The sequence below is a fragment of the Enterococcus sp. BWB1-3 genome, assembly GCF_016745275.1.
Lineage (GTDB): Bacteria > Bacillota > Bacilli > Lactobacillales > Enterococcaceae > Enterococcus_L.
The window spans coordinates 22,178-44,199 of record NZ_JADOEP010000005.1 but is presented as its reverse complement, the minus strand read 5'-3'; the positions used below and the strand labels follow the sequence as shown (position 1 = coordinate 44,199).

15 protein-coding genes are annotated in these 22,022 nt (G+C 40.5%); 7 read left to right on the top strand and 8 right to left on the bottom strand.

The genetic code is table 11. The annotated features are described in order from the left end of the window. Positions 1-156 precede the first annotated feature (156 nt). Both IW492_RS05250 and argH read left to right on the top strand, forming a co-directional pair. A complete protein-coding gene (locus IW492_RS05250) occupies positions 157-1,362 on the top strand; it encodes an argininosuccinate synthase (protein ID WP_202066279.1) in 1,206 nt (401 codons plus the stop codon). 322 nt (positions 1,363-1,684) lie between these two features. Further along, entirely contained in the window at positions 1,685-3,070 is a 1,386-nt protein-coding gene (gene argH, locus IW492_RS05245) for an argininosuccinate lyase (protein ID WP_202066277.1), read from the top strand. Between the two features lie 109 nt (positions 3,071-3,179). On the opposite strand, the gene IW492_RS05240 is transcribed toward argH, so the two are convergent. Continuing rightward, on the bottom strand, positions 3,180-3,668 hold the full coding sequence (locus IW492_RS05240; protein ID WP_202066275.1) for a Dps family protein: 489 nt from the start codon (positions 3,666-3,668) through the stop codon (positions 3,180-3,182). A 114-nt stretch (positions 3,669-3,782) separates the two neighbouring features. Continuing rightward, positions 3,783-4,607: a DUF5105 domain-containing protein gene (locus tag IW492_RS05235; protein ID WP_202066273.1), complete on the bottom strand. Its 825-nt coding sequence runs from the start codon at positions 4,605-4,607 to the stop codon at positions 3,783-3,785. A 434-nt stretch (positions 4,608-5,041) separates the two neighbouring features. Here IW492_RS05235 and IW492_RS05230 point away from each other — a divergent pair, with 434 nt between their 5' ends. After that, complete coding sequence (locus IW492_RS05230; protein ID WP_202066271.1) at positions 5,042-5,752, top strand: prepilin peptidase; 711 nt, start codon at positions 5,042-5,044, stop codon at positions 5,750-5,752. A gap of 92 nt (positions 5,753-5,844) precedes the next feature. Here IW492_RS05230 and msrA read toward each other — a convergent pair whose 3' ends face one another. The 3 genes from msrA to rpoB form a co-directional block, all read right to left on the bottom strand. Next, the gene (gene msrA / locus IW492_RS05225) at positions 5,845-6,372 is read right to left on the bottom strand and encodes a peptide-methionine (S)-S-oxide reductase MsrA (RefSeq protein ID WP_202066269.1); all 528 of its coding nucleotides are present in this window, start codon (positions 6,370-6,372) and stop codon (positions 5,845-5,847) included. A gap of 488 nt (positions 6,373-6,860) precedes the next feature. After that, complete coding sequence (gene rpoC, locus IW492_RS05220; RefSeq protein WP_269160914.1) at positions 6,861-10,514, bottom strand: DNA-directed RNA polymerase subunit beta'; 3,654 nt, start codon at positions 10,512-10,514, stop codon at positions 6,861-6,863. A 666-nt stretch (positions 10,515-11,180) separates the two neighbouring features. Further along, positions 11,181-14,798, bottom strand: a complete 3,618-nt coding sequence (rpoB, locus tag IW492_RS05215) for a DNA-directed RNA polymerase subunit beta (protein WP_202066267.1) — start codon at positions 14,796-14,798, stop codon at positions 11,181-11,183. A 779-nt stretch (positions 14,799-15,577) separates the two neighbouring features. Here rpoB and IW492_RS05210 point away from each other — a divergent pair. From IW492_RS05210 to IW492_RS05200, 3 genes are all read left to right on the top strand, one after another. Continuing rightward, complete coding sequence (locus tag IW492_RS05210; RefSeq protein ID WP_202066265.1) at positions 15,578-16,564, top strand: ABC transporter substrate-binding protein; 987 nt, start codon at positions 15,578-15,580, stop codon at positions 16,562-16,564. Between the two features lie 106 nt (positions 16,565-16,670). Then, positions 16,671-17,618, top strand: coding sequence for an ABC transporter permease (locus IW492_RS05205; protein WP_202066701.1), 948 nt, complete (start codon positions 16,671-16,673; stop codon positions 17,616-17,618). After that, positions 17,618-18,421, top strand: a complete 804-nt coding sequence (locus tag IW492_RS05200) for an ABC transporter ATP-binding protein (protein ID WP_202066263.1) — start codon at positions 17,618-17,620, stop codon at positions 18,419-18,421. The genes IW492_RS05205 and IW492_RS05200 overlap by 1 nt, the downstream gene beginning before the upstream one ends. 55 nt (positions 18,422-18,476) lie before the next feature. Here IW492_RS05200 and IW492_RS05195 read toward each other — a convergent pair whose 3' ends face one another. Beyond that, positions 18,477-18,689 (bottom strand): zinc ribbon domain-containing protein, encoded by a 213-nt coding sequence (locus IW492_RS05195; RefSeq protein WP_202066256.1) that lies wholly within the window; start codon positions 18,687-18,689, stop codon positions 18,477-18,479. A 194-nt stretch (positions 18,690-18,883) separates the two neighbouring features. Here IW492_RS05195 and IW492_RS05190 point away from each other — a divergent pair, with 194 nt between their 5' ends. Next, a complete protein-coding gene (locus IW492_RS05190) occupies positions 18,884-19,861 on the top strand; it encodes a biotin--[acetyl-CoA-carboxylase] ligase (protein ID WP_202066253.1) in 978 nt (325 codons plus the stop codon). A gap of 4 nt (positions 19,862-19,865) precedes the next feature. On the opposite strand, the gene menA is transcribed toward IW492_RS05190, so the two are convergent. Both menA and IW492_RS05180 read right to left on the bottom strand, forming a co-directional pair. After that, the gene (gene menA / locus IW492_RS05185; RefSeq protein ID WP_202066251.1) at positions 19,866-20,825 is read right to left on the bottom strand and encodes a 1,4-dihydroxy-2-naphthoate polyprenyltransferase; all 960 of its coding nucleotides are present in this window, start codon (positions 20,823-20,825) and stop codon (positions 19,866-19,868) included. 12 nt (positions 20,826-20,837) lie between these two features. Then, positions 20,838-21,914, bottom strand: a complete 1,077-nt coding sequence (locus tag IW492_RS05180; protein ID WP_202066249.1) for an FAD:protein FMN transferase — start codon at positions 21,912-21,914, stop codon at positions 20,838-20,840. Positions 21,915-22,022: the final 108 nt, after the last annotated feature.

Sequence of the window (22,022 nt, the reverse complement as noted above, 5' to 3'; positions counted from 1 at the left end):
AAATCCTTTATTTTTTCAACCACTGATATAAAATGCATATTTTATTGTTTTCGAGCATTTTATTGCATATTTATTATATAAAATTGTTGATTTTTGAATTTTAATCTGATATGATAAAAACAATTCATTTTGATATTAATAAAGGAGTCGTTTTAGATGAAAGAAAAGGTAATATTAGCATATTCTGGAGGATTGGATACTTCCGTTGCAGTGAAATGGTTGGTGGACGAAGGATATGATGTCATTGCCTGCTGCCTGGATGTAGGCGAAAAAAAGGATTTGGACTTTATTAAAGATAAAGCAGTAAAATTGGGGGCTTCTGCTTCCTATACCATTGATGCAAAAGAAGAGTTTTCTCAAGAGTTTGTTTTAGTTGCGTTACAAGGACACACTTTTTATGAACAATCTTATCCATTGGTATCCGCTCTGTCCAGACCGCTCATTGCAAAAAAACTGGTTGAGCTGGCTCATGAAACAGGGGCAACGACTATTGCTCACGGTTGTACAGGAAAAGGAAATGATCAGGTTCGTTTTGAAGTTGCAATCAATGCGCTGGACCCCAAACTAAAAGTAATTGCTCCTGTTCGGGAATGGAAATGGTCAAGAGAAGAAGAAATTAATTATGCAAAAGAAAAAGGGGTTCCTATTCCAGCTGATTTAGACAACCCCTATTCTGTCGATCAAAATCTTTGGGGACGGGCAAATGAATGCGGCATACTGGAAGATCCCTGGGCAACACCGCCTGAAGGAGCCTACGAGCTGACTGCCAGTCTGGAAAATGCACCCGATCAGGCTGATATTATTGAAATTACTTTCGCTAAAGGTGTACCTACAGCAATTAATGGTGAAAATATGCTTTTATCAGAGCTGATTTTACATTTGAATGAGTTAGCCGGAAAACATGGAATCGGTCGTATTGATCACGTGGAAAATCGTCTGGTAGGAATCAAATCCCGAGAAGTATATGAATGTCCTGCAGCAATTACTTTAATGACTGCTCATAAAGAATTGGAAGATCTGACATTTGTTCGTGAGGTTGCTCATTTTAAACCAATCATCGAGAATCAACTATCACAAGTTATTTATGATGGTCTTTGGTTCAATCCATTAACAGATGCATTGATTGCTTTCCTAAAAGAGACACAAACGTATGTTAATGGTGTTGTCCGCATTAGGCTTTTCAAGGGACATGCAATCGTCGAGGGAAGAAAATCTGCAAACAGCTTATACAACGAAGAATTGGCAACCTATACTTCCGCAGATACTTTTGATCAGGATGCTGCTGTAGGATTTATCAAGCTATGGGGTCTGCCAACAAAAGTAAATGCAGAGGTACAGGCAAAACTGCAAAAAGAAGAATAAGATTTATTCGGCGAGGTAACCTTTGCAGTGCGCTGTAAATAATGTTATCCAACATATCTTTTCGATACTTGCATTCAGAGAGGCTCCTTTTCATTCTGTGGAATAAAAATAATGAGTCCTGCAAGAAGTTTTATTCATAATCATGTTCAGCTTTTTTGACTGATTACATTAGTGTCAAACAGCAGCATGATTATATACTTTAAACTAAAGCATGATGCTCCAGTTTTGCTTTCAGGATAAGCAGACGGTTTATCTACAATCCGAAGATAAACCGCTTCTTTCATTTATTGAAAAAAATTGATTAACTACAGAGGTGACCATTATGACAAAATTATGGGGCGGAAGATTCGAAGGTCAAAGTGAAAATTGGATCGATGAATTCGGCGCATCCATCTCCTTTGATCAGGCTTTGGCAAAACAGGATATCCTAGGTAGTCTGGCACATGTAAAGATGCTGGGCCATACAGGAATTCTCACCGAGCAGGAAACAACTGATATACAAACAGGGCTGCTTGCTGTTCAAAAAAAACTGACAGAGGGTGACTTGCAATTCAGTATTGAAAACGAGGACATTCATTTAAATATCGAAACCTTTCTTCATGAGGAGATTGGTGCAGTTGCCGGTAAACTACATACAGGCAGAAGTCGAAATGATCAAGTTGCTACAGATATGCATTTGTACTTAAAAGATATTGTTCAGGAAACCATCAAAAAAATCCGAACTTTCCGAAAGGTGCTGGCAAAAACAGCAGAGGCGCACATCGAGACAATTATGCCTGGTTATACTCACTTACAACACGCACAGCCTATTTCTTTTGCCCATCATCTAATGGCTTATTATGGCATGTTAAAACGGGATCAGGAACGGTTTGAAGAAAGCCTTAAAAGAATCGACATTTCTCCATTAGGATGTGCCGCTTTGGCTGGAACAACATTTCCGATTGATCGGGAGTATTCAGCTAAAGAACTAGGCTTTTCTGCCATCTATGAAAATAGCTTGGATGGTGTAAGTGATCGGGATTTTATTTTGGAGTTTTTAAGCAACAGCTCGATTATGATGATGCATCTTTCACGTTTTTGCGAGGAGCTGATTTTATGGTGCAGTCATGAATTTCAATTTATCGAACTGACAGATACTTTCTCTACAGGAAGTTCCATCATGCCTCAAAAGAAAAATCCGGATATGGCGGAATTAATCCGCGGAAAATCTGGGCGGGTATTTGGAAATCTATTCGGTCTGCTAACCGTCCTGAAGGGGTTGCCTCTGGCTTACAATAAAGATCTGCAGGAAGATAAAGAAGGAATGTTTGATACCGCTCATACCATTTTAACCAGTCTGGAAATAATGGCCGGAATGATTCAAAACATGAAAATCAATACAGATATTATGGAGAAATCAACTGAAAAAGACTTTTCCAATGCCACTGAGCTGGCTGACTATCTTGCCGGCAAAGGAATGCCTTTCCGTCAGGCACATGAAATAGTCGGCAAACTGGTTCTCCAATGCACAAAACAAGGCATCTACTTACAAGACATACCACTAGAAGAGTATCAGAACGTTACCCCATTAATTGAGGCAGACATTTATGATGCTTTAGCTTCCCGAACAGCAGTAAAACGTAGAAATTCTTTGGGTGGAACTGGCTTTGAACAAGTACGGAAAGCTGTAAATCACGCTCTGAAAGAACTCTCAGACAGCAATACGTAGGATAAAAGTATCTCGCTTTGCTTAGCTAAATAATCTGAATCTCTAAAAAATCGTCCCGGAACGAAAACTGCTGCTCAGTTCGTTCCGGGACGATTAATTATTCTGCTGATTATCTTGTTTTTGTACGTGTATCGGCATCAATTCCAGGTGCTTTGCCTAATTTAGCCTGCAGCATCCAGATTTTCTTTTCGATATCTGTTTTATTGGCAATAAAGATATCCTGAGTAGAGTCATCACCTTCATCACCGGAAACATCAATCCCTTTTTGGTACAGGTCAGCTAAATAACGGTAGCCCTCCACCAGTTTTTCCATACGTTCCGGAATAGTACGATCATAACTTCCGATTTCATCTTCAATACCGGTATGGTCAGCAAATTCTCTTAATGTTGAATACGGAGAACCATCCAATGTGATTAAACGCTCTGAGATAACATCCAGCTGATCATTGATTTCATCCATGTAATCGTCCATTAATGGATGCAGTGTCAGGAACTCAGGTCCGCGCATATACCAGTGTGCCTGATGGATAACCACTGAAAACTGGCTCAAGTCTGCTACCAACTGATTCAAAACTTCTTTTGTCTGTTCAAATTTCATTATTATACATCCTCCTAAAATTTAGTCTACACTATGATTGTATTATGAAATGAAAGAAAAGTACAATAAAATCTCTCAATTTTAGAATATTTCTTTTTTAATAATAATTATATTTTATTCAGAATCACTAGTATTTTGTTCTGTGGAGCTGCCTTCTATATCATTCAGCAGATCATCAACTGCCTGCTGAAGCTCATCATCTGTAAGATTTTCATCCAGTGCAGGCTGACTGTATAAAGAATCCAGCATTTCATTCATCACTTCATCGACCACTTCATTTAGCGCTTCATCTAGTTCTTCATCATCCTGTGTTCCGGAAATAAAGGCCATAAACAAATTAGAGACAGCCTCTTCCTGATCCGTTGGGATAAACCACTTCCCGTTTTCTTTTTCCAGTTTAATAGACAGTTCAATTGTCTCATTTTCAATTTTTATAACCTTAATCCGCTCAGTTAAAATTGTAATGGTAGACTCAAGTATCTCCTGATCCGTTAATTCCTTCTCTGCATTTTCTATAGAATCCTTAACCAATGTTCTGGTCATTTCTTTCATTGCATTAACTAAATCCAGACCTGTTATGAAGTAACTGATTGTTGCACCATTTTTTGTTTCATCAATACCTACAATTTTATAACTGGTTTTATTCCTCATCTGATTCAGCAATTCCTGCGTCAACTCGCCTGCTTCGGCTTCAGGTACACTTGCTCCTGTTGCAGATAATCCTGAAATAAAATTGTCTTCAAAATCATCACTAACTGCATCCAGTTTCCTGCCTGACTGCTCACCATCTCTGAAAGCTGAAGCAAATTCATCAACACGCTCCTGATAAATTAATCGATCGATCAGTAATTCTCCTGCTTCTTCGGCCGGAATCGCTTTATTACAGCCAGTTAGAAAAATACCGACTACTACCAGCAATATCACCATTGCTTTTCTCATATGTACTTCCCCCATCATCGCATTGAATGCGTCTTTACTTTTATGTTTTATACTCTAGAGCCTGTCTGAAAACTCCAGTGGCGAGTACTTTCGTTATTTTTATGATGTTTGACGTCATAAAGCTTCGCTTAGGCAGCCTATAACAGCGTTTCTTTCTACATCTCCATCAAAGTAAACAGAATTATTTTTTTAAGAAATCCTTATTGAAACTGTGCATATTGTTCTTTCCATCAAATTTTCACATGCCAGCCTACTAAAAGTTCCTATATTAGCAGAAAATCCTTGTATCTACTTAGAAAAACATTGGCAACTCGTTTCCTCCATAGTTTTCAGACAGGCCCTAGTTCTATTATTCCTAAAAGAACAAAAAAAGTCTAGCTGAAATAAAAACTTTCTTTATTTTTGCGTATATTATTTTGAAAGGAGAGAACAACATGTCAACCATCCTGCTGTTTATTCTTGGAACTTGTCTGGGATCATTCTATTGTTTGGCCGCAGAACGTATTCCCAGAGGCGAGTCCATTCTTTTTCCCACGTCTCACTGTTCTCATTGTTTTCAAAAGCTGCGTTTCTTTGAGATGGTTCCGCTGCTTTCGATTACTTTTCAACGGTTTCAGTGCAGATACTGCTCTAAAAAAATCCCTTTTATTTATTTACTCAGTGAACTCGCAGGCGGTATGATTTGTGTTCTCTGCTTTTTTGAGGGAGTGTATGCCGCTCCCTTTCATTCATTTTTACTCCTGAGTATGGGAGGCTTACTTTCTTTGACAGATATTTTTTATCTGATTGTAGAACCTAAACTGCTGCTCTTCCTGACATTCATTCTGTTTATATGGCATCTCTGCTTTTCACTTCCTCTTTACTATTTTACTGGTTTGATAATTTTTATCCTTTTGACTATCCTTAAAAGATTATTCAATCAAGCTATCGGAGGCGGAGATATTCTGCTTCTATCTTGCTGGGGGCTTCTTCTGGGGATGAATGTCATTTTATTTATTGTTTTTATCGCCAGCAGCTCTGCTCTGATTTATGCGCTCGTCTATCCTCTTTTTTATCACAAAAAAATAAAACAAATCCCATTTGTTCCCTTTCTTTTTTGGGGTCTCCTTTTACATATCATTCTTACAAATCTGAAACTCTCATAAAGATAGAGAGTGAGACAGAAATAAAATTCCAAACTCTCTTCGTGCCTAACCCCGAATAAACAGCAGGACAAACACTCATATTTACCTAATATTTATTTCCAGTTATCTGCTATAAATTTTGAACGTCCAGAGCCTCTTCGATATAAATTATAGTGCATACGGTTTTTTCTGTAATAATCCTGATGATAGTCTTCAGCCGGATAGAAGGGCTGTGCAGGTTCAATTTCCGTTACAATAGGCTTTGAAAAACGACCGCTTGCCTGTAAAGCAGCTCTAGATGCTTCAGCAATCTCTTTCTGTGTATCATCCATATAGAAAATCACCGGACGGTAAGAATCTCCACGGTCAGCAAACTGTCCCAGCGCATCAGTCGGATCTGTTTGCTTCCAATAAATTTCCACCAGCTCTTTATAGGATAAAATAGAAGGATTAAATGTAATTTCCACAGCTTCTGTATGTCCTGTAGTTCCTGTAGTCACCTGGCTGTATGTAGGATTCTCCACATTCCCGCCAGTATAACCGGAGATAACTGAAATGACTCCCGGCTGCTCATCAAACGGATGAACCATACACCAGAAACAGCCGCCGGCAAAAATCGCTTTTTCATACTTCTCTTCCATTGTTTTATTCCCCCTTTTCCCCTAATAATAATCGTCTTTTATCAGGAAAGACACTGTTTTGCTCTCTAAGTATAAAATACCGTTTTGAAAAATTTCACTAACAAAGAGCTTGTACTTTCTCTTAATATGATAACTGTTTCATCTTTCATCAAGTATAATTCCCCTAGTATTTCATTGCAGCATTCAAATTGTCGAAGAAGCTGTCTCTGCGGTTGCTTAAGGCACACAGACACTACTCTTGCGATTACTTGTGCAGTCTTTGTATGCACCGAGTAACCGCAGGTACAAAGGAGCCTCTTGCTTCTATCCCAAAGTTTATTTGGACTTTCCAAAAGTTAAGAGTCTGAGGATTATTTCTGTCCCAGACTTTTAAACATATTACAATCAGGATTAATTTAGGATTTGATTGCAAGAAGCCAGACAACGGATTATTGTTGTCTGGCTTCCAGTGTTTATTTTAGCTGTCAGCACTAATTAATAATGCCGGCTTATTTGTTAAGTTCATTTAATGCATCTTCCGCAGCCATCTGTGCCTCAATATCAGAGATACTGTACACATTTTCACTAGCTACTTTGACTTCTTTCGGTTCCATGTTACGGTAACGAGCCATACCTGTACCAGCAGGAATGATTTTACCAATGATAACATTTTCTTTTAACCCAAGAAGCGGATCTTTCTTACCACGAATGGCAGCATCTGTTAACACACGTGTTGTTTCCTGGAAGGAAGCAGCTGACAAGAAGCTGTTTGTTTCCAGAGAAGCTTTTGTGATACCCAGTAATACTGGACGACTTGTTGCAGGAACCCCGCCGGCTACCAAAGTATCATAGTTGCGGTCTTTAAACTCAGCAATATCCAGCAATGTTCCCGGAAGAATTTCTGTATCACCCGGATCCATTACACGGATTTTACGCAGCATTTGACGTACCATTACTTCAATATGCTTGTCGCCAATTTCAACCCCCTGCATACGGTAGACACGTTGGACTTCACGCAGCAGATAATTTTCCACTGACAGAACATCACGTACCTGCAGCAATTGTTTCGGATCAATCGATCCTTCTGTTAAAGGTCCGCCACGATGAATCGTATCTCCTTCTGCCACTTTCATTCTGGCAGTATAAGGAACTGTATACGTACGTGTATCTGTTTTCCCTTTAATTGTCACTTCTTTTTGGCGAGTTGCAGGATCTTCTGAAATATCGATGACTTCACCGGTTACTTCTGTGATCACTGCCTGACCTTTCGGATTACGCGCTTCAAAGATTTCCTGAACCCGAGGAAGACCCTGAGTGATATCGTCTCCGGCAACCCCGCCGGTATGGAACGTACGCATAGTCAACTGCGTACCTGGTTCTCCGATAGACTGAGCCGCAATTGTACCAACTGCTTCCCCAACCTCAACATCTGAACCAGTCGCAAGGTTACGACCATAGCAGTGTTTACATACACCATGTTTCGTATTACATGTAAATACGGAACGAATAGTTACTTTCTCAATTCCTGCATCGACAATTTCCTTTGCAGTATCTTCTGAAATCAACTCGTCTGCACCAATCACAACCTGACCTGTTTCAGGATGGTGAACTGCTTTACGAGTATAACGCCCAATCAGACGCTCTTCCAAAGACTCAATAATTTCATTGCCCTCTTTAATCGCTGCGATTTCAAGTCCACGGTCGGTTCCACAGTCATCTTCACGAATGATTACGTCCTGTGCCACATCAACCAGACGACGAGTCAGGTAGCCTGAATCGGCTGTTTTCAAGGCTGTATCGGTCATTCCTTTACGAGCCCCATGGGTAGAGATAAACATTTCCAAAACAGAAAGTCCTTCACGGAAGTTGGAAATGATTGGCAATTCCATGATTCGTCCATTTGGCGCAGCCATCAATCCACGCATTCCGGCAAGCTGGGTAAAGTTGGAAATATTACCACGGGCTCCTGAATCAGACATCATGAAGATCGGATTCTTTGCATCCATACTTTCAATCAATTTCAATTGAATTTCATCCTTAGCACCATTCCAAACACTGATAACACGTTCATAACGTTCATCATCTGTAATCAGACCACGACGGAATTGTTTTGTAATCGTGTCTACTTGTTTGTGGGCTGCATCAATAATCGCTTGTTTCTCATGAAGAACCATGATATCTGCGATCCCTACGGTAATACCAGCATGAGTCGAGTGCTTATATCCAAGATCTTTCATACGGTCAAGCATTTTAGAAGTTTCTGTAATATGGAATCTCTTAAAGACTTCTGCAATGATATTTCCAAGATTTTTCTTTTTGAACGGCAAAACCAATTCCTGCTCTTTAATATAAGCCGGAATATCTGTTCCTGCTTCAACAAAATATTTATCAGGTGTTTGAACAGTTAGGTTATAGTCTGTTGGTTCATTCAAATAAGGGAACTCAACAGGCATAATTTCATTAAAGATAATTTTGCCGACTGTTGTAATTAAAATACGTTCTTTTTGCCAGCCTGTAAATGGCTTGTCACCCAATAGTGTTGTCTGAACTCCGATACGTGAATGTAAATGGACATAGCCATTTCGCCAAGCCAATACAGCCTCATTCATATCACGGAAGATCATTCCTTCACCTTCACGGTCTTCTTCTTCCATCGTCAGATAGTAGTTACCCAAGACCATGTCCTGAGAAGGCGTAACAACTGGTTTACCATCTTTCGGATTCAGGATATTTTGAGCCGCCAGCATCAGCATACGTGCTTCCGCCTGTGCTTCTTCATTCAAAGGTACATGGACCGCCATTTGGTCTCCATCGAAATCGGCATTGTATGCTTCACACACCAATGGATGCAGACGGATTGCACGTCCTTCAACAAGAACAGGCTCAAACGCCTGAATTCCCAGTCTGTGCAATGTAGGTGCCCGGTTCAGTAATACTGGATGCTCCTGAATAACCTCTTCCAAGATATCCCATACTTCATCCTCACCGCGTTCAATTTTACGTTTAGCATTCTTGATGTTTGTTGCGATCTCACGCTGTACCAGAACACGCATCACAAATGGTTTGAACAGCTCAATAGCCATTTCCTTCGGAAGACCGCACTGATACATTTTCAAGTTTGGTCCTACTACGATAACGGAACGACCAGAGTAATCCACACGTTTACCCAGCAGGTTCTGACGGAAACGACCTTGTTTCCCTTTCAGCATGTGAGAAAGAGACTTCAACGGACGGTTACCAGGACCGGTTACCGGACGCCCGCGACGACCGTTATCAATCAACGCATCCACAGCTTCCTGCAGCATACGTTTTTCATTTTGAACAATAATACTTGGTGCATTTAAATCAAGCAAACGTTTCAGACGGTTGTTACGGTTAATTACACGACGGTATAAATCATTTAAGTCACTTGTCGCAAAACGTCCGCCTTCTAATTGAACCATCGGGCGCAGATCCGGAGGAATAACTGGAATAACATCCATTACCATCCAACTCGGCTGATTGCCTGAAGAACGGAAAGCTTCCAAAATATCCAGGCGACGAATAGCACGAGTTCTCTTTTGACCCTGTGCAGTTTTCAAATCTTCTTTCAAACTAGCTACTTCGCCATCAGGATCCACGCTGTCAAGTAGTTGTTTAATTGCTTCAGCACCCATTGCAGCTGAAAAGCCCTGTCCGTACTGATCGCGTTTTTCACGATATTCACGTTCAGTCAGCAGCTGTTTCTTTTCCAGACCTGTATCGCCGGCATCAATCACAACATAGGAAGCAAAATAAATAATTTCTTCCAACGCCCGGGGACTCATATCCAAAACCAGTCCCATACGAGAAGGAATGCCTTTGAAATACCAGATATGAGATACAGGTGCAGCTAATTCAATATGTCCCATACGTTCACGACGAACTTTAGAACGGGTTACTTCTACTCCGCATCGGTCACATACAATTCCTTTGTAACGAATACGTTTATATTTACCACATGCACATTCCCAGTCTTTTGTAGGACCAAAAATACGCTCACAGAACAAGCCTTCACGTTCAGGCTTCAGGGTACGATAGTTAATCGTTTCCGGTTTCTTTACTTCCCCATACGACCAGCTTCTGATCTTCTCAGGTGAAGCTAAACCGATCTGCATACTCTCGAATTTATTTACATCGATCAAAAGGGGTTCCCTCCATTTCTTAATTAAGAAAAGCTGAACGAGTCGTCTAACTCATGAGCGATAAGAACAAACGGAACACATGATGCTCTTTATCATGAGGTTTATTTGAATTATCGTCGATTGAGTTGACTCGTGAAGCTAGACAACGAAAAGCTGAACGAGTCGCCTAACTCATGAGCGATAAGGACAAACGGAACACATGATGCTCTTTATCATGAGGTTTGTTTGAATTATCGTCGATTGAGTTGACTCGTGAAGCTAGACAACGAAAAGCTGAACGAGTCGTCTAACTCATGAGCGATAAGAACAAATGAAACACATGATGCTCTTTATCATGAGGTTTGTTTGAATTATCGTCGATTGAGTTGACTCGTGAAGCTAGACAATGAAAAGCTTAGCGGACACATTCAGTTCCCGAGACAGTCCAACCGCTTCCTCTGATATCTTTATCAGTAGAAACCGTTGGCTGTCATCACGAAACCTGTTCACAAAGCCAGACTAGACAGAATCATTACTGTCATAAAATCAGTTTATAAAGCTGGATGCCAAATTTATCTGCTAATTGTCTGAGTTGAAAAACTACTCAAACAAATGGTTATTACTACTATTTTTATCAAACAGCTCTAACAGACATTACCGATAGCACACGGCAATTCTGCCGACTTCTTAGTCTTGTCTGTCTTCTGCTGTTTCAATACTCTGAACAACATCAGCTTCTGCGGCTGCTTTGGCTTCCGCTGCTTCTTTTTCCAATTGCTTTGCAGACTGCTGTTCAGCAAATTTGGTCAGTGCATCAACAGTGATCAAATCGTCATCATCATCATCCATATCACGCAATTCAATTTCCTGCTCTTCAATATCCAGAACACGCATATCCAGACCAAGGGACTGCAATTCTTTTACAAGCACACGGAATGATTCCGGCACGCCTGGTTTTGGAATTGGTTCACCCTTAACAATTGCTTCGTATGTTTTCACACGACCTACAACATCATCTGATTTGTATGTCAGTATTTCCTGAAGTGTATAAGCAGCACCGTAAGCTTCCAGTGCCCATACTTCCATTTCCCCGAAACGCTGTCCGCCAAACTGAGCTTTTCCTCCAAGAGGCTGCTGTGTAACCAGTGAATAAGGTCCAATTGAACGAGCATGCAGTTTGTCATCAACCATGTGGGCCAATTTAATCATGTACATAACCCCAACAGAAATACGGTTATCAAACGGTTCACCTGTACGTCCATCGTAAAGAATTGTTTTTGCATCACTCGCCATACCGGCTTCACGAACAGTGTCCCAAACATCATCATCATCTGCGCCATCAAATACCGGTGTCGCAACATGAATACCTAATTGACGGGCTGCCATACCTAAGTGAAGTTCAAGAACCTGTCCGATATTCATCCGTGACGGAACTCCTAATGGATTCAGCATGATATCAATTGGGGTCCCATCTGGTAAGAACGGCATATCTTCTTCCGGCATAATTCGGGAAACAACCCCTTTATTTCCGTGACGTCCGGCCATTTTATCCCCTTCGTGAATTTTACGCTTTTGAACGATATATACACGAACCAGCATATTTACACCTGGAGACAGCTCATCACCGCCTTCGCGGGTAAAGATTTTCACATCATGAACGATACCGCCTCCGCCGTGAGGTACACGTAATGAAGTATCACGAACTTCACGAGCTTTTTCTCCAAAGATGGCATGCAGCAGGCGTTCTTCGGCAGAAAGCTCTGTCACACCCTTAGGAGTTACTTTACCAACCAGCAGATCACCATCTTTTACTTCTGCACCAATACGGATAATTCCCATCTCATCAAGATCTTTTAAAGCATCCTCGCCGACGTTTGGAATCTCACGTGTAATTTCTTCAGGTCCTAGTTTTGTGTCACGGGCTTCTGATTCATACTCTTCAATATGGATGGAGGTATAGACATCATCTTTCACTAGACGACGACTCATAATGATCGCATCTTCATAGTTGTATCCTTCCCAAGTCATGAAGCCGACCAGTACATTTTGTCCTAGAGCCATTTCTCCTTCTTCCATTGAAGGTCCATCTGCCAGTACATCCCCCTGCTCAACCTTTTCACCTAATGTAACAATTGGACGTTGGTTGTAGCTTGTTCCAGAGTTTGAACGACGGAATTTTGTTACCATATATTTATCCAAAGCACCATTGTCGCGACGGACACGGACTTCAGAAGCATCAACATATTCAACGACGCCATCATGTTTGCACAGAAGCGCAGCACCTGAGTCATGAGCCGCTTTATATTCCATCCCGGTTCCCACAAAAGGAGAACGAGGCTGAATCAGCGGAACAGCCTGACGCTGCATGTTCGCACCCATCAATGCACGGTTGGAGTCATCATTTTCCAAGAAGGGAATACATGCGGTCGCTACTGCAACCACCTGTTTCGGTGATACATCCATGTAATCGACCTTGTCAACTGAAACTTCCAGGTTTTCACTTTGCAGACGAGCCATAACCAGCTCTTCAGCAAAAGTACCGTCATCATTCAGTTTTGAGTTTGCCTGAGCAACAATGTAATGGTCTTCCGTGTCGGCAGTTAAGTAATCTACTTCGCTGGTTACTTTACTGGTTGCCCGGTCCACACGACGATAGGGTGTTTCAATAAAACCAAATTTGTTCACTTTGGCATAACTTGACAAACTGTTGATCAAGCCAATGTTCGGACCTTCCGGCGTTTCAATCGGACACATACGACCATAGTGGGAATAGTGAACGTCCCGAACTTCATAACCGGCACGATCCCGGGTCAGTCCGCCAGGTCCCAACGCAGAAAGACGACGTTTATGTGTCAGCTCACCTAATGGATTCGTTTGATCCATAAACTGCGACAACTGAGAAGAACCGAAAAATTCTTTAATGCTTGCCACTACCGGACGAATATTAATCAACTGCTGCGGTGTCAGAGTTTCTGTATCCTGAATGGACATTCTTTCTCGAACCACACGCTCCATACGAGCCAAACCAATACGGAACTGATTCTGTAACAGCTCACCGACTGAACGGATACGACGATTTCCCAAATGGTCAATATCATCCACATTACCGATGTCTTCCATCAAATTAAAGAAATAGCTCATAGATGCTACGATATCAGCAGGACGCACGGTTTTCACTTTATCGCCCGGATAGCCGTTGCCAATAACATTTACAATGCGCTCAGGATCTTTTGGTGACTGCACCTTAACTACCTGAACAGTCATTGGCTCAGTCACAACACCATCTTCACTTGGATAATACGTAACACTGTTTAACCCATTGTCGATATGCTCACCCAATGTATCCATCACCTGATGCGTTAAAACTGTTCCTTTTTCAACAAGGATTTCACCAGTTTCTGCATCAATCAGCGTTTCTGCCAGTGTTAAATTCAGCAGACGTGTTTTCAAATCCAGTTTTTTATTTACTTTGTAACGACCCACGTTTGCAAGATCATAACGTTTTGGATCAAAGAAACGAGCTGTCAGTAAATTACGTGAGCTGTCAGCCGTTTTAGGCTCGCCCGGACGCAGACGCTCGTAGATATCTTTCAATCCTTCTTCTGTACGAGAATCACTTGCATTTTTATGCAGATCTTTTTCAATTGTATTTCTAAGTCCTTCGCTTTCGCCAAAAATTTCAAAAATTGTATCATCTGAACCAAAGCCCAGCGCACGAACTAGAACAGTCAAAGGAATTTTACGGGTACGGTCGATTCGGACATACGAAATATCTTTCGCATCAGTTTCCATTTCCAGCCATGCACCGCGGTTCGGAATAACGGTTGAACCGAAGCCTTCTTTTCCGTTCTTATCTACTTTCCCATGGAAATAAACACCAGGAGAACGCACAAGCTGAGAAACGATAACTCGTTCCGCACCATTGATAATAAATGTTCCCATCTCAGTCATCAGTGGAAAATCACCAAAGAAAACTTCCTGAGATTTAATTTCTCCAGTCTCACGATTTGTCAAACGCAGTGTAACATGTATCGGAGCAGAATAATTCGCATCATGTGCACGGGCTTCTTCTACCGTATACTTAGGTTCTTTCAATTCATAGTCTACAAATTCCAGAGACAGATTTCCTTGAAAATCTTCAATTGGCAGAATATCCTCAAACATTTCACGTAACCCTTCATCTAAAAACCACTGATAAGAGTCTGTTTGGATCTCGATTAAATTTGGTAACTCCAACACTTCACTGATACGCGCGAAACTTCTACGTTCGCGATGCTTTCCGTATTTTACTACGTGTCCAGCCAAGCTCTTCACCCCTCTAGATATAAGTCTGTCAAAACTCTACCCAAAATGATTTCATTTACGTTACAAATATTGTTTTTACGTAACAAAAAGCATTTTTTGCGGTTTTTAGGCAAAAAAAAACCAAAAATAGAACATACACATAATTAAAAAAATCAAGTGTTTCTACTTTTGTTTCCCTATTTAAAACCGAAACGGACAATATTTCGTTTCTGCCTTATCATTTTTATAGATAGTTTTTGCATCTACATATTCTACTTCTTTCTATAGTAAAAGTCAAGAGCTGGATGGTAATTTTCTTAGAATAGTTCCTTGAATAATAAGACGAAATCATTCGTCTGTAACGGTCACTTCTCATTTATCCAAAACTATTCTTTTCTTTGCTAAAAAGTCTTGGAAAAAATTGTCTCAATCGTCAGAAAATTCTAAATACCGGTTGACTTTTTCCTTATCTCTATTTATACTAAAAACAATTCAATCTTGCGAAGGAGCTTTTTTATGAATAAATTATCCGTTCACGCACAATTGAATAGTTACTACTTTAGCTATTTTAGATAGGTTTGTATTCATACTTTCATGGATACAAACGGCAAACTCGTTTTTGTATCTATGATGGCTAGAGCGCTTTGTATTGAACAAACAGCCGCGTAGACGATATTTCTAAGTGGCTAGACTATAAAAGTATCTTTTTACTCTTATCATCTATATCCATTTAGGCAATGTTGTCTGAATGGATTTTTTTGTTCTATCAGATAGATAAAAGAAAATGGAGGAGAACAATAATGAAAAAGAAATTAATTGGTTTAAGTATACTAACAGCTGCGGCATTTACCTTGGGAGCCTGCGGAAGCGGTGCGACAGATTCCGGATCAGGCAGCAGCGAAAATAAAGATACTGTTACTGTTGGTGTTTTGCAGCCCGTAGAACATGGCTCTTTAGATGCTGCTTATGAAGGCTTCAAGGAGGGGCTGGCGGAAAACGGTTATACAGAAGGAGAAAACATCACATTTGAGTACAGCAATGCTCAAAATGATCAGGCTCAGCTGAAAAGCATGAGTGAAAAACTGGTAAAAGGAAACCCAGATTTATTATTGGGAATCGGTACTCCGGCAGCTCAATCATTATTAAACGAAACAACAGAGATTCCAATGGTCATCACCGCTGTTACTGATCCAGTGGATGCAAAATTAGTCGCTTCACTTGAAGAACCCGGCGGCAACGTTACTGGAACAACTGATATGGTTTCTATCGATAAGCAGATCGAATTATTATTAAGTATCGTACCTGATGCTGAAACAATCGGTATTATGTATAACGCGGGAGAACCAAACTCTAAAATTCAGGCAGATTTAGCCGAAGAAGCATTAACTAAAGCCGGCGTAAAAACAAAAGTTCTGACTGCCAATTCTACAAATGATGTGCAGCAGGTAACAACAAGTCTGGCAAAAGATGTTGACGGCATTTATATCCCGACAGATAACACCTTTGCCTCTGCTTCTGCAGTAATCGGAGATGTGGCAAAAGAATTAAAAGTGCCGATCGTTCCTGCATCTACTGACCAGGTAACTGAAGGCGGATTGGCAACAATCGGTATTGATTACCGTTCTCTCGGGAAACAAACAGGGGAAATGGCTGCTAAAATCCTAAAGGGCGAAGCTGAACCTGCAAGCATGCCTGTGGAAAGCGCATCTGAGCTGGAATTAGTCATTAACGAAGAGATGGCAAAAGCTCTGGGAATTGACCCTGACAGTATTAAGGCACCTAAATAATAACAAAATCGGAAGCCTGCAGCGTCTGTAATATACATGAAGCAGCCTCTGCAGGTCCCAGACGATACACCTACACAATTTACTTGAAAGAAGCTGATTTTTTTTGATATCCAATCTGATAACTATTTTCCTTTCTTCCTCAGCTCAGGGACTCTTGTGGTCTTTGTTGGCAATCGGTGTTTTTCTTACTTACCGTATTTTAGACATCGCTGATTTAACAACGGAAGGAAGCTTTCCTTTAGGTGGTGCAGCAGCCGCTGTCACCTTAACAAAAGACATGGACTCTTGGCCTGCTTTCCTGCAGCCTGTATTTGAGAGCCATCCGCTGGTACTCCCTGTTACAGCTCTTATCTTTGCTTTTATTTCAGGAGCATTAGCCGGTTTGGTTTCAGGCATTCTCCATACAAAACTAAAAATTCCTGCATTGCTTGCCGGAATTATTACGATGACAGGACTTTACAGTATTAACTCCCGCATCATGGGTGCGCCTAATATTTCACTGCTGGGTACACAGACCATTTTCACTCAGGCTCAGGCAATGGGCATGAATAAAGTTTACAGTGTCATTTTTGTTGGACTGATCGTGGTTATTCTGGTTATAGCATTACTGACATTATTCTTTAAAACTGAAATTGGATTGGCGACACGGTCAACTGGCGACAATATTGAAATGAGTCAGGCGAACGGCATCAATACGGACCGGATGAAAACTATCGGCTATATGCTTTCCAATGGCTGTATTGCCATGTCAGGTGCTCTTCTAGTGCAAAATAACAACTTTGCTGACTTAAACTCAGGAATCGGTACAATTGTTATTGGTCTGGCTTCAATTATTATTGCTGAAGTGTTATTCAAAAACAAACCGCTGATGTTCCGCATGATTACGATTGTAATTGGTGCAGTTGTGTACCGATTTATCCTAGCCTGCGTGCTGGAACTGAATGTAGATGCAGCAGATCTTAAACTGTTTTCGGCTATTATTCTGGTCATCTGTCTATCTTCACCGCTTATTCAGAAAAAACTGAAATTACCTAAGAAAAGAGGGGTCCGCTAATGTCAGCTGTATTGACCATCGAGAACCTTCATCAGTATTTTGAACGGGGAACTGTCAATGAAAATCATGTACTGAAAGGGATTAACTTAACCATTAACAAAGGCGAATTCATTACGATTATTGGCGGAAACGGCGCCGGAAAATCCACCTTGCTTAACAGCATTGCAGGAACACTTCCCATTGAAGAAGGAAGAATGGAAATGAACGGAAAAAATATTACCAAACAAAAAGTTGTAGTACGTTCCAGAGAAATCAGCCGAGTCTTCCAAGATCCCAAGATGGGAACAGCGGTGCGGTTAACTGTAGAAGAAAATATGGCTTTGGCAATGAAACGTGGACAAAAGCGCGGACTTGGCAGCGGCGTTCGTAAAAGCAACAGAGATTTCTTTAAGGAGCAGCTGGCTAAATTAAATCTTAATTTGGAAAATCGACTGACTGCTGAAATTGGACTGCTTTCAGGCGGACAGCGTCAGGCAATTACCTTGCTGATGGCTACACTTATTCGTCCTGAATTGATTTTACTGGATGAACACACAGCAGCTCTAGATCCAAAAACCTCGATTACTGTTATGGAGCTGACTGACAAATTGATTAAAGAACAGCAGCTGACTGCTTTCATGGTTACCCATAACATGGAAGATGCTATTCGTTACGGTAACCGTCTAATTATGCTTCATCAGGGTTCTATTGTTGTCGATATTGACGAAGAAAAGAAAAAAGATTTGACCGTCAATGAGCTGATGGACATGTTCCATAAAAACAGCGGAACAGAATTAAAGGATGATCAGCTGCTGTTGGTTTGATAAACATATTAAAAAAGAAGCAAAGCCTTTTTTTCAGGTTTTGCTTCTTCTTTTATCATCCATTCGTCAGGAAATCCAAAATATCCCAACCGCTGGATGCTGCTCCTCTGTATAGTTCTGTATAGCCGCACTGTGCACAACTGATTGTGATAAACTTCTTGTTCTGAACATCAAAAATCTTGGCAAAATTTCCTCCCGTTGCCTGAAACTGATCTGAAACATAATGTGTGTGTCCGCATTTCTCACAGATGTATTGCTTTTTTTCCATTTCTTCTTCCTCATTTCTTTTATCCATGCCCAAATTATATCAAATCCGCACAGCTGATACATACATCTAAGGAATGAATTTTTACTTCTTTTTTCTCCATCTCCAATTGTTTTCTATGCTATTATTAACAGGAAGAACATTTCAAATAATCTGTAAGCATAAACTATACATTTATCGAATAGAGAGGTAAACCCATGTCAACAAGAAGCAATGTTTTAACACTACTGATGGAAAAAGCCCCTAACTTCATCTCCGGAGAAGAGATGGCACAGCAGCTGTCTGTTTCAAGAACTGCTATATGGAAAGCCGTAAATGAATTAAAAAAGGAAGGACATCTCATCAACAGCGGTACCAATAAAGGCTATCAGTATCAGCCTTCTGATATTCTATCAGCTGAAGGAATTCAACTTCATCTAGCACCAGATCTGCCAAAGCTTTCCATCAAAATTCTGGAGGGATCAGCCTCCACCATGGATGATGCCAAGCTATCAGCGATACTGGGAGAACCTGCCAATACTTTGGTCGTCGCAGACACTCAGGAAGCACCAAAAGGACGGTTCGGACGACCGTTTTTCGCTAAAAAAGGCGGCGGTATCTATATGAGTATTCTTCTCCGTCCAAATCAAGTGTTCGAAGAGATGGCTCAATATACGACAATTATGGCGGTTGCCATTGCCGAAGCAATTGAGGAACTGACCGATCAGATCACTGAAATAAAGTGGGTGAATGATCTATATATTAATGGAAAAAAAGTCTGCGGCATTCTTTCCGAAGCAATTAGTGACGTTGAATCTGGTCAAATCACTACTATAATCATTGGAATGGGTATTAATTTCTCCATCAGACAGGAGGAATTCCCTGAAGAGATTCAACAGAAAGCAACCTCTCTCTTCAGCAGTTCTCTGCCAACAATTACCAGAAATGAACTAATTTCAGCAATCTGGAACCATTTCTATACCATACTCAACGAAGATAATCTTGAGTATATGGAACGTTACCGAAAAAAATCATTTGTCCTTGGCAAGGAAGTCACGTTTGTTCAGAACAATCAGGAATATCAGGGATATGCAGCAACCATTAATAATCGAGGAGAACTAATTGTGCAGCTGCATGACGGCTCTGAAAAAATTCTTTCTTCCGGTGAAATAAGTTTAAAAAAAATCCAGAGCTGATTAATCAGCTCTGGATTTTTTCAAGTATAATTGTCAACAACAATCCTAAGATATAGCTGCCGTTAAAAATAATTAAATTATTGATGGAATGCCGGAAGCTTTTTGGCTCCGGCAGTTCTTTTCGAAACTGCAGCAGATTCTTGCGGATTTTTGGAAATGCGGCAAGAACAATTAAAATCGGCCAACGGAAAATTCCGAAAACAAACCCCAGCAAGATCACTGCGTAGCAGGACAGCATCAGCAGCTGAAACAATAAAGCTCCCTGCTTTCTGCCAATATAATAAACCAGCGTATAGCGATGATTTTCAATATCTGTATCAAGATCCCTCAAATTATTTGCCAGCATAATATTCGCAATTGTCAATACTAACGGCAAAGAGGCCCAAACAATTGCCAGAACCTGCCAGAAATTTCCGTCCAGAGAAAACGTTCCTTTATCGAAATCCACAGCCAGATAAAAAGGCGGATGTTCCGTTGTGTTTAAATAGACTACTATTGCAAAAATACCTAACCCCATTGTTATGCCGCTGAAAATTTCCCCCAACGGCATTCGAGATAATGGAACAGGTCCAAAAGTATAGAAAATTCCTATTAAGCAGCAGATTCCGCCCATAATCAGAAGCATCCAGCCGGTCTGAACAGCCAGTGTCACTCCAATAACTGCTGCAAAGCCTATCATACCGAAAATCATGTTCCGTACCAGCGTTGGAGAAATACCTGATCTGCCGATAATATTTTGCTTGTATTTATAAGTCTCAGATTTTGCCTTCTGATAATCCATATAGTTATTGATTGCTGTTGTAGCCATATCAAAAACAATCATACCTACAAAAAACAGTAGTGTATGCATAAGCGAAAACTGGTGAAAATAAGTAATTGAGAACAACACACCTACTACAAATGGAAATAAGCTGGCCAATTTTGTGCGAATCTCCACAACTTCTAAAAACACTTTTAGCGACATTTTTTCTGCTCCTTATTCTAGTTCTGAATTGTTCCCCATAGTATAACCTGAGTCTTCTCCCAGTTCAAAGTTTCCTTCAATATCTTCGCTGATATAAACCTTATCATCCTTCGTAACAAAAACAGCATCTACATCTTCCAAACTTTCAACGTATTCCAAGCCCTTTTTCACACCCATTGAAAAGACCGCTGTAGAAAGACCGTCACCATCAATTGATTTTTTAGTGATAATAGTGACTCCTGCAATATCATTATCAAAGGGGTAGCCTGTTTCAGAATCAAATAAATGATGATAGGTTTCTCCGTTGACTTTTAAATATCTTTCATAAATACCGGAAGTAACTAACGTCATATTCCGCTCTTTTACAGTGCCAATTACCGTGTTTCTAGCTTTATTCGGGTCTTGTATCCCAACCGTCCAATCCTCGTCTTCACCTCTTGGGCTGTGCCCAAGAACATAAACATTTCCGCCTAAATCAACAATAGCTGTAGTCACACCATTATCTTCCATGACTTTAACCACTTCGTCTGTAATATATCCTTTAGCAATCGCACCCAGATCAAGTGCCATCCCTTTTTCTTCCAAATAAACAGTTTTTTCTTCATCATCCAAAATTACTTTATGGTAGTCGACAAATTTCAGTGCCTCATCAATCTCATCCTGGGAGGGTTTACGGGCATCATCAAAGCCAATATGCCACAGTTCTGTAATCGGACCGATTGCCATGTCAAAGCCGCCTTGTGAATCTTCACTGTATTCATACGCACGTTTTAACAAACTGTAAACATCATCAGAGACTTTTACCGGCTTAACGCCTGCATTCTTATTGACTTCATCAATCTCTGAACCTTCCTCATTTACTGTAATTTTATCACCAAGCTCCTTAATTCGATCAAAAGCCTCATCAAGTACAGCTTCTTTTCCATCATCATAAATTCTCAACTCTACATAGGTGCCCAATAGTAATTCCTTCTGTGAATAAGGCTCTTTATTCACCTTGGCTTCTTCTTTTTTACCGGTACCACAGCCTGTAACGATCACTAATAAAAAAACAAGAGCAACACCAGCCCATAATCTTTTGTTTCTCATACACTCTGCCTCCTGTATAACACTGTCTATAAGTTAACACTAAAACCATCTTCAAGTATAATGCAGTGTTTCTGATTTAACTAGTAAAATAATTTTTTTGACAAAAAT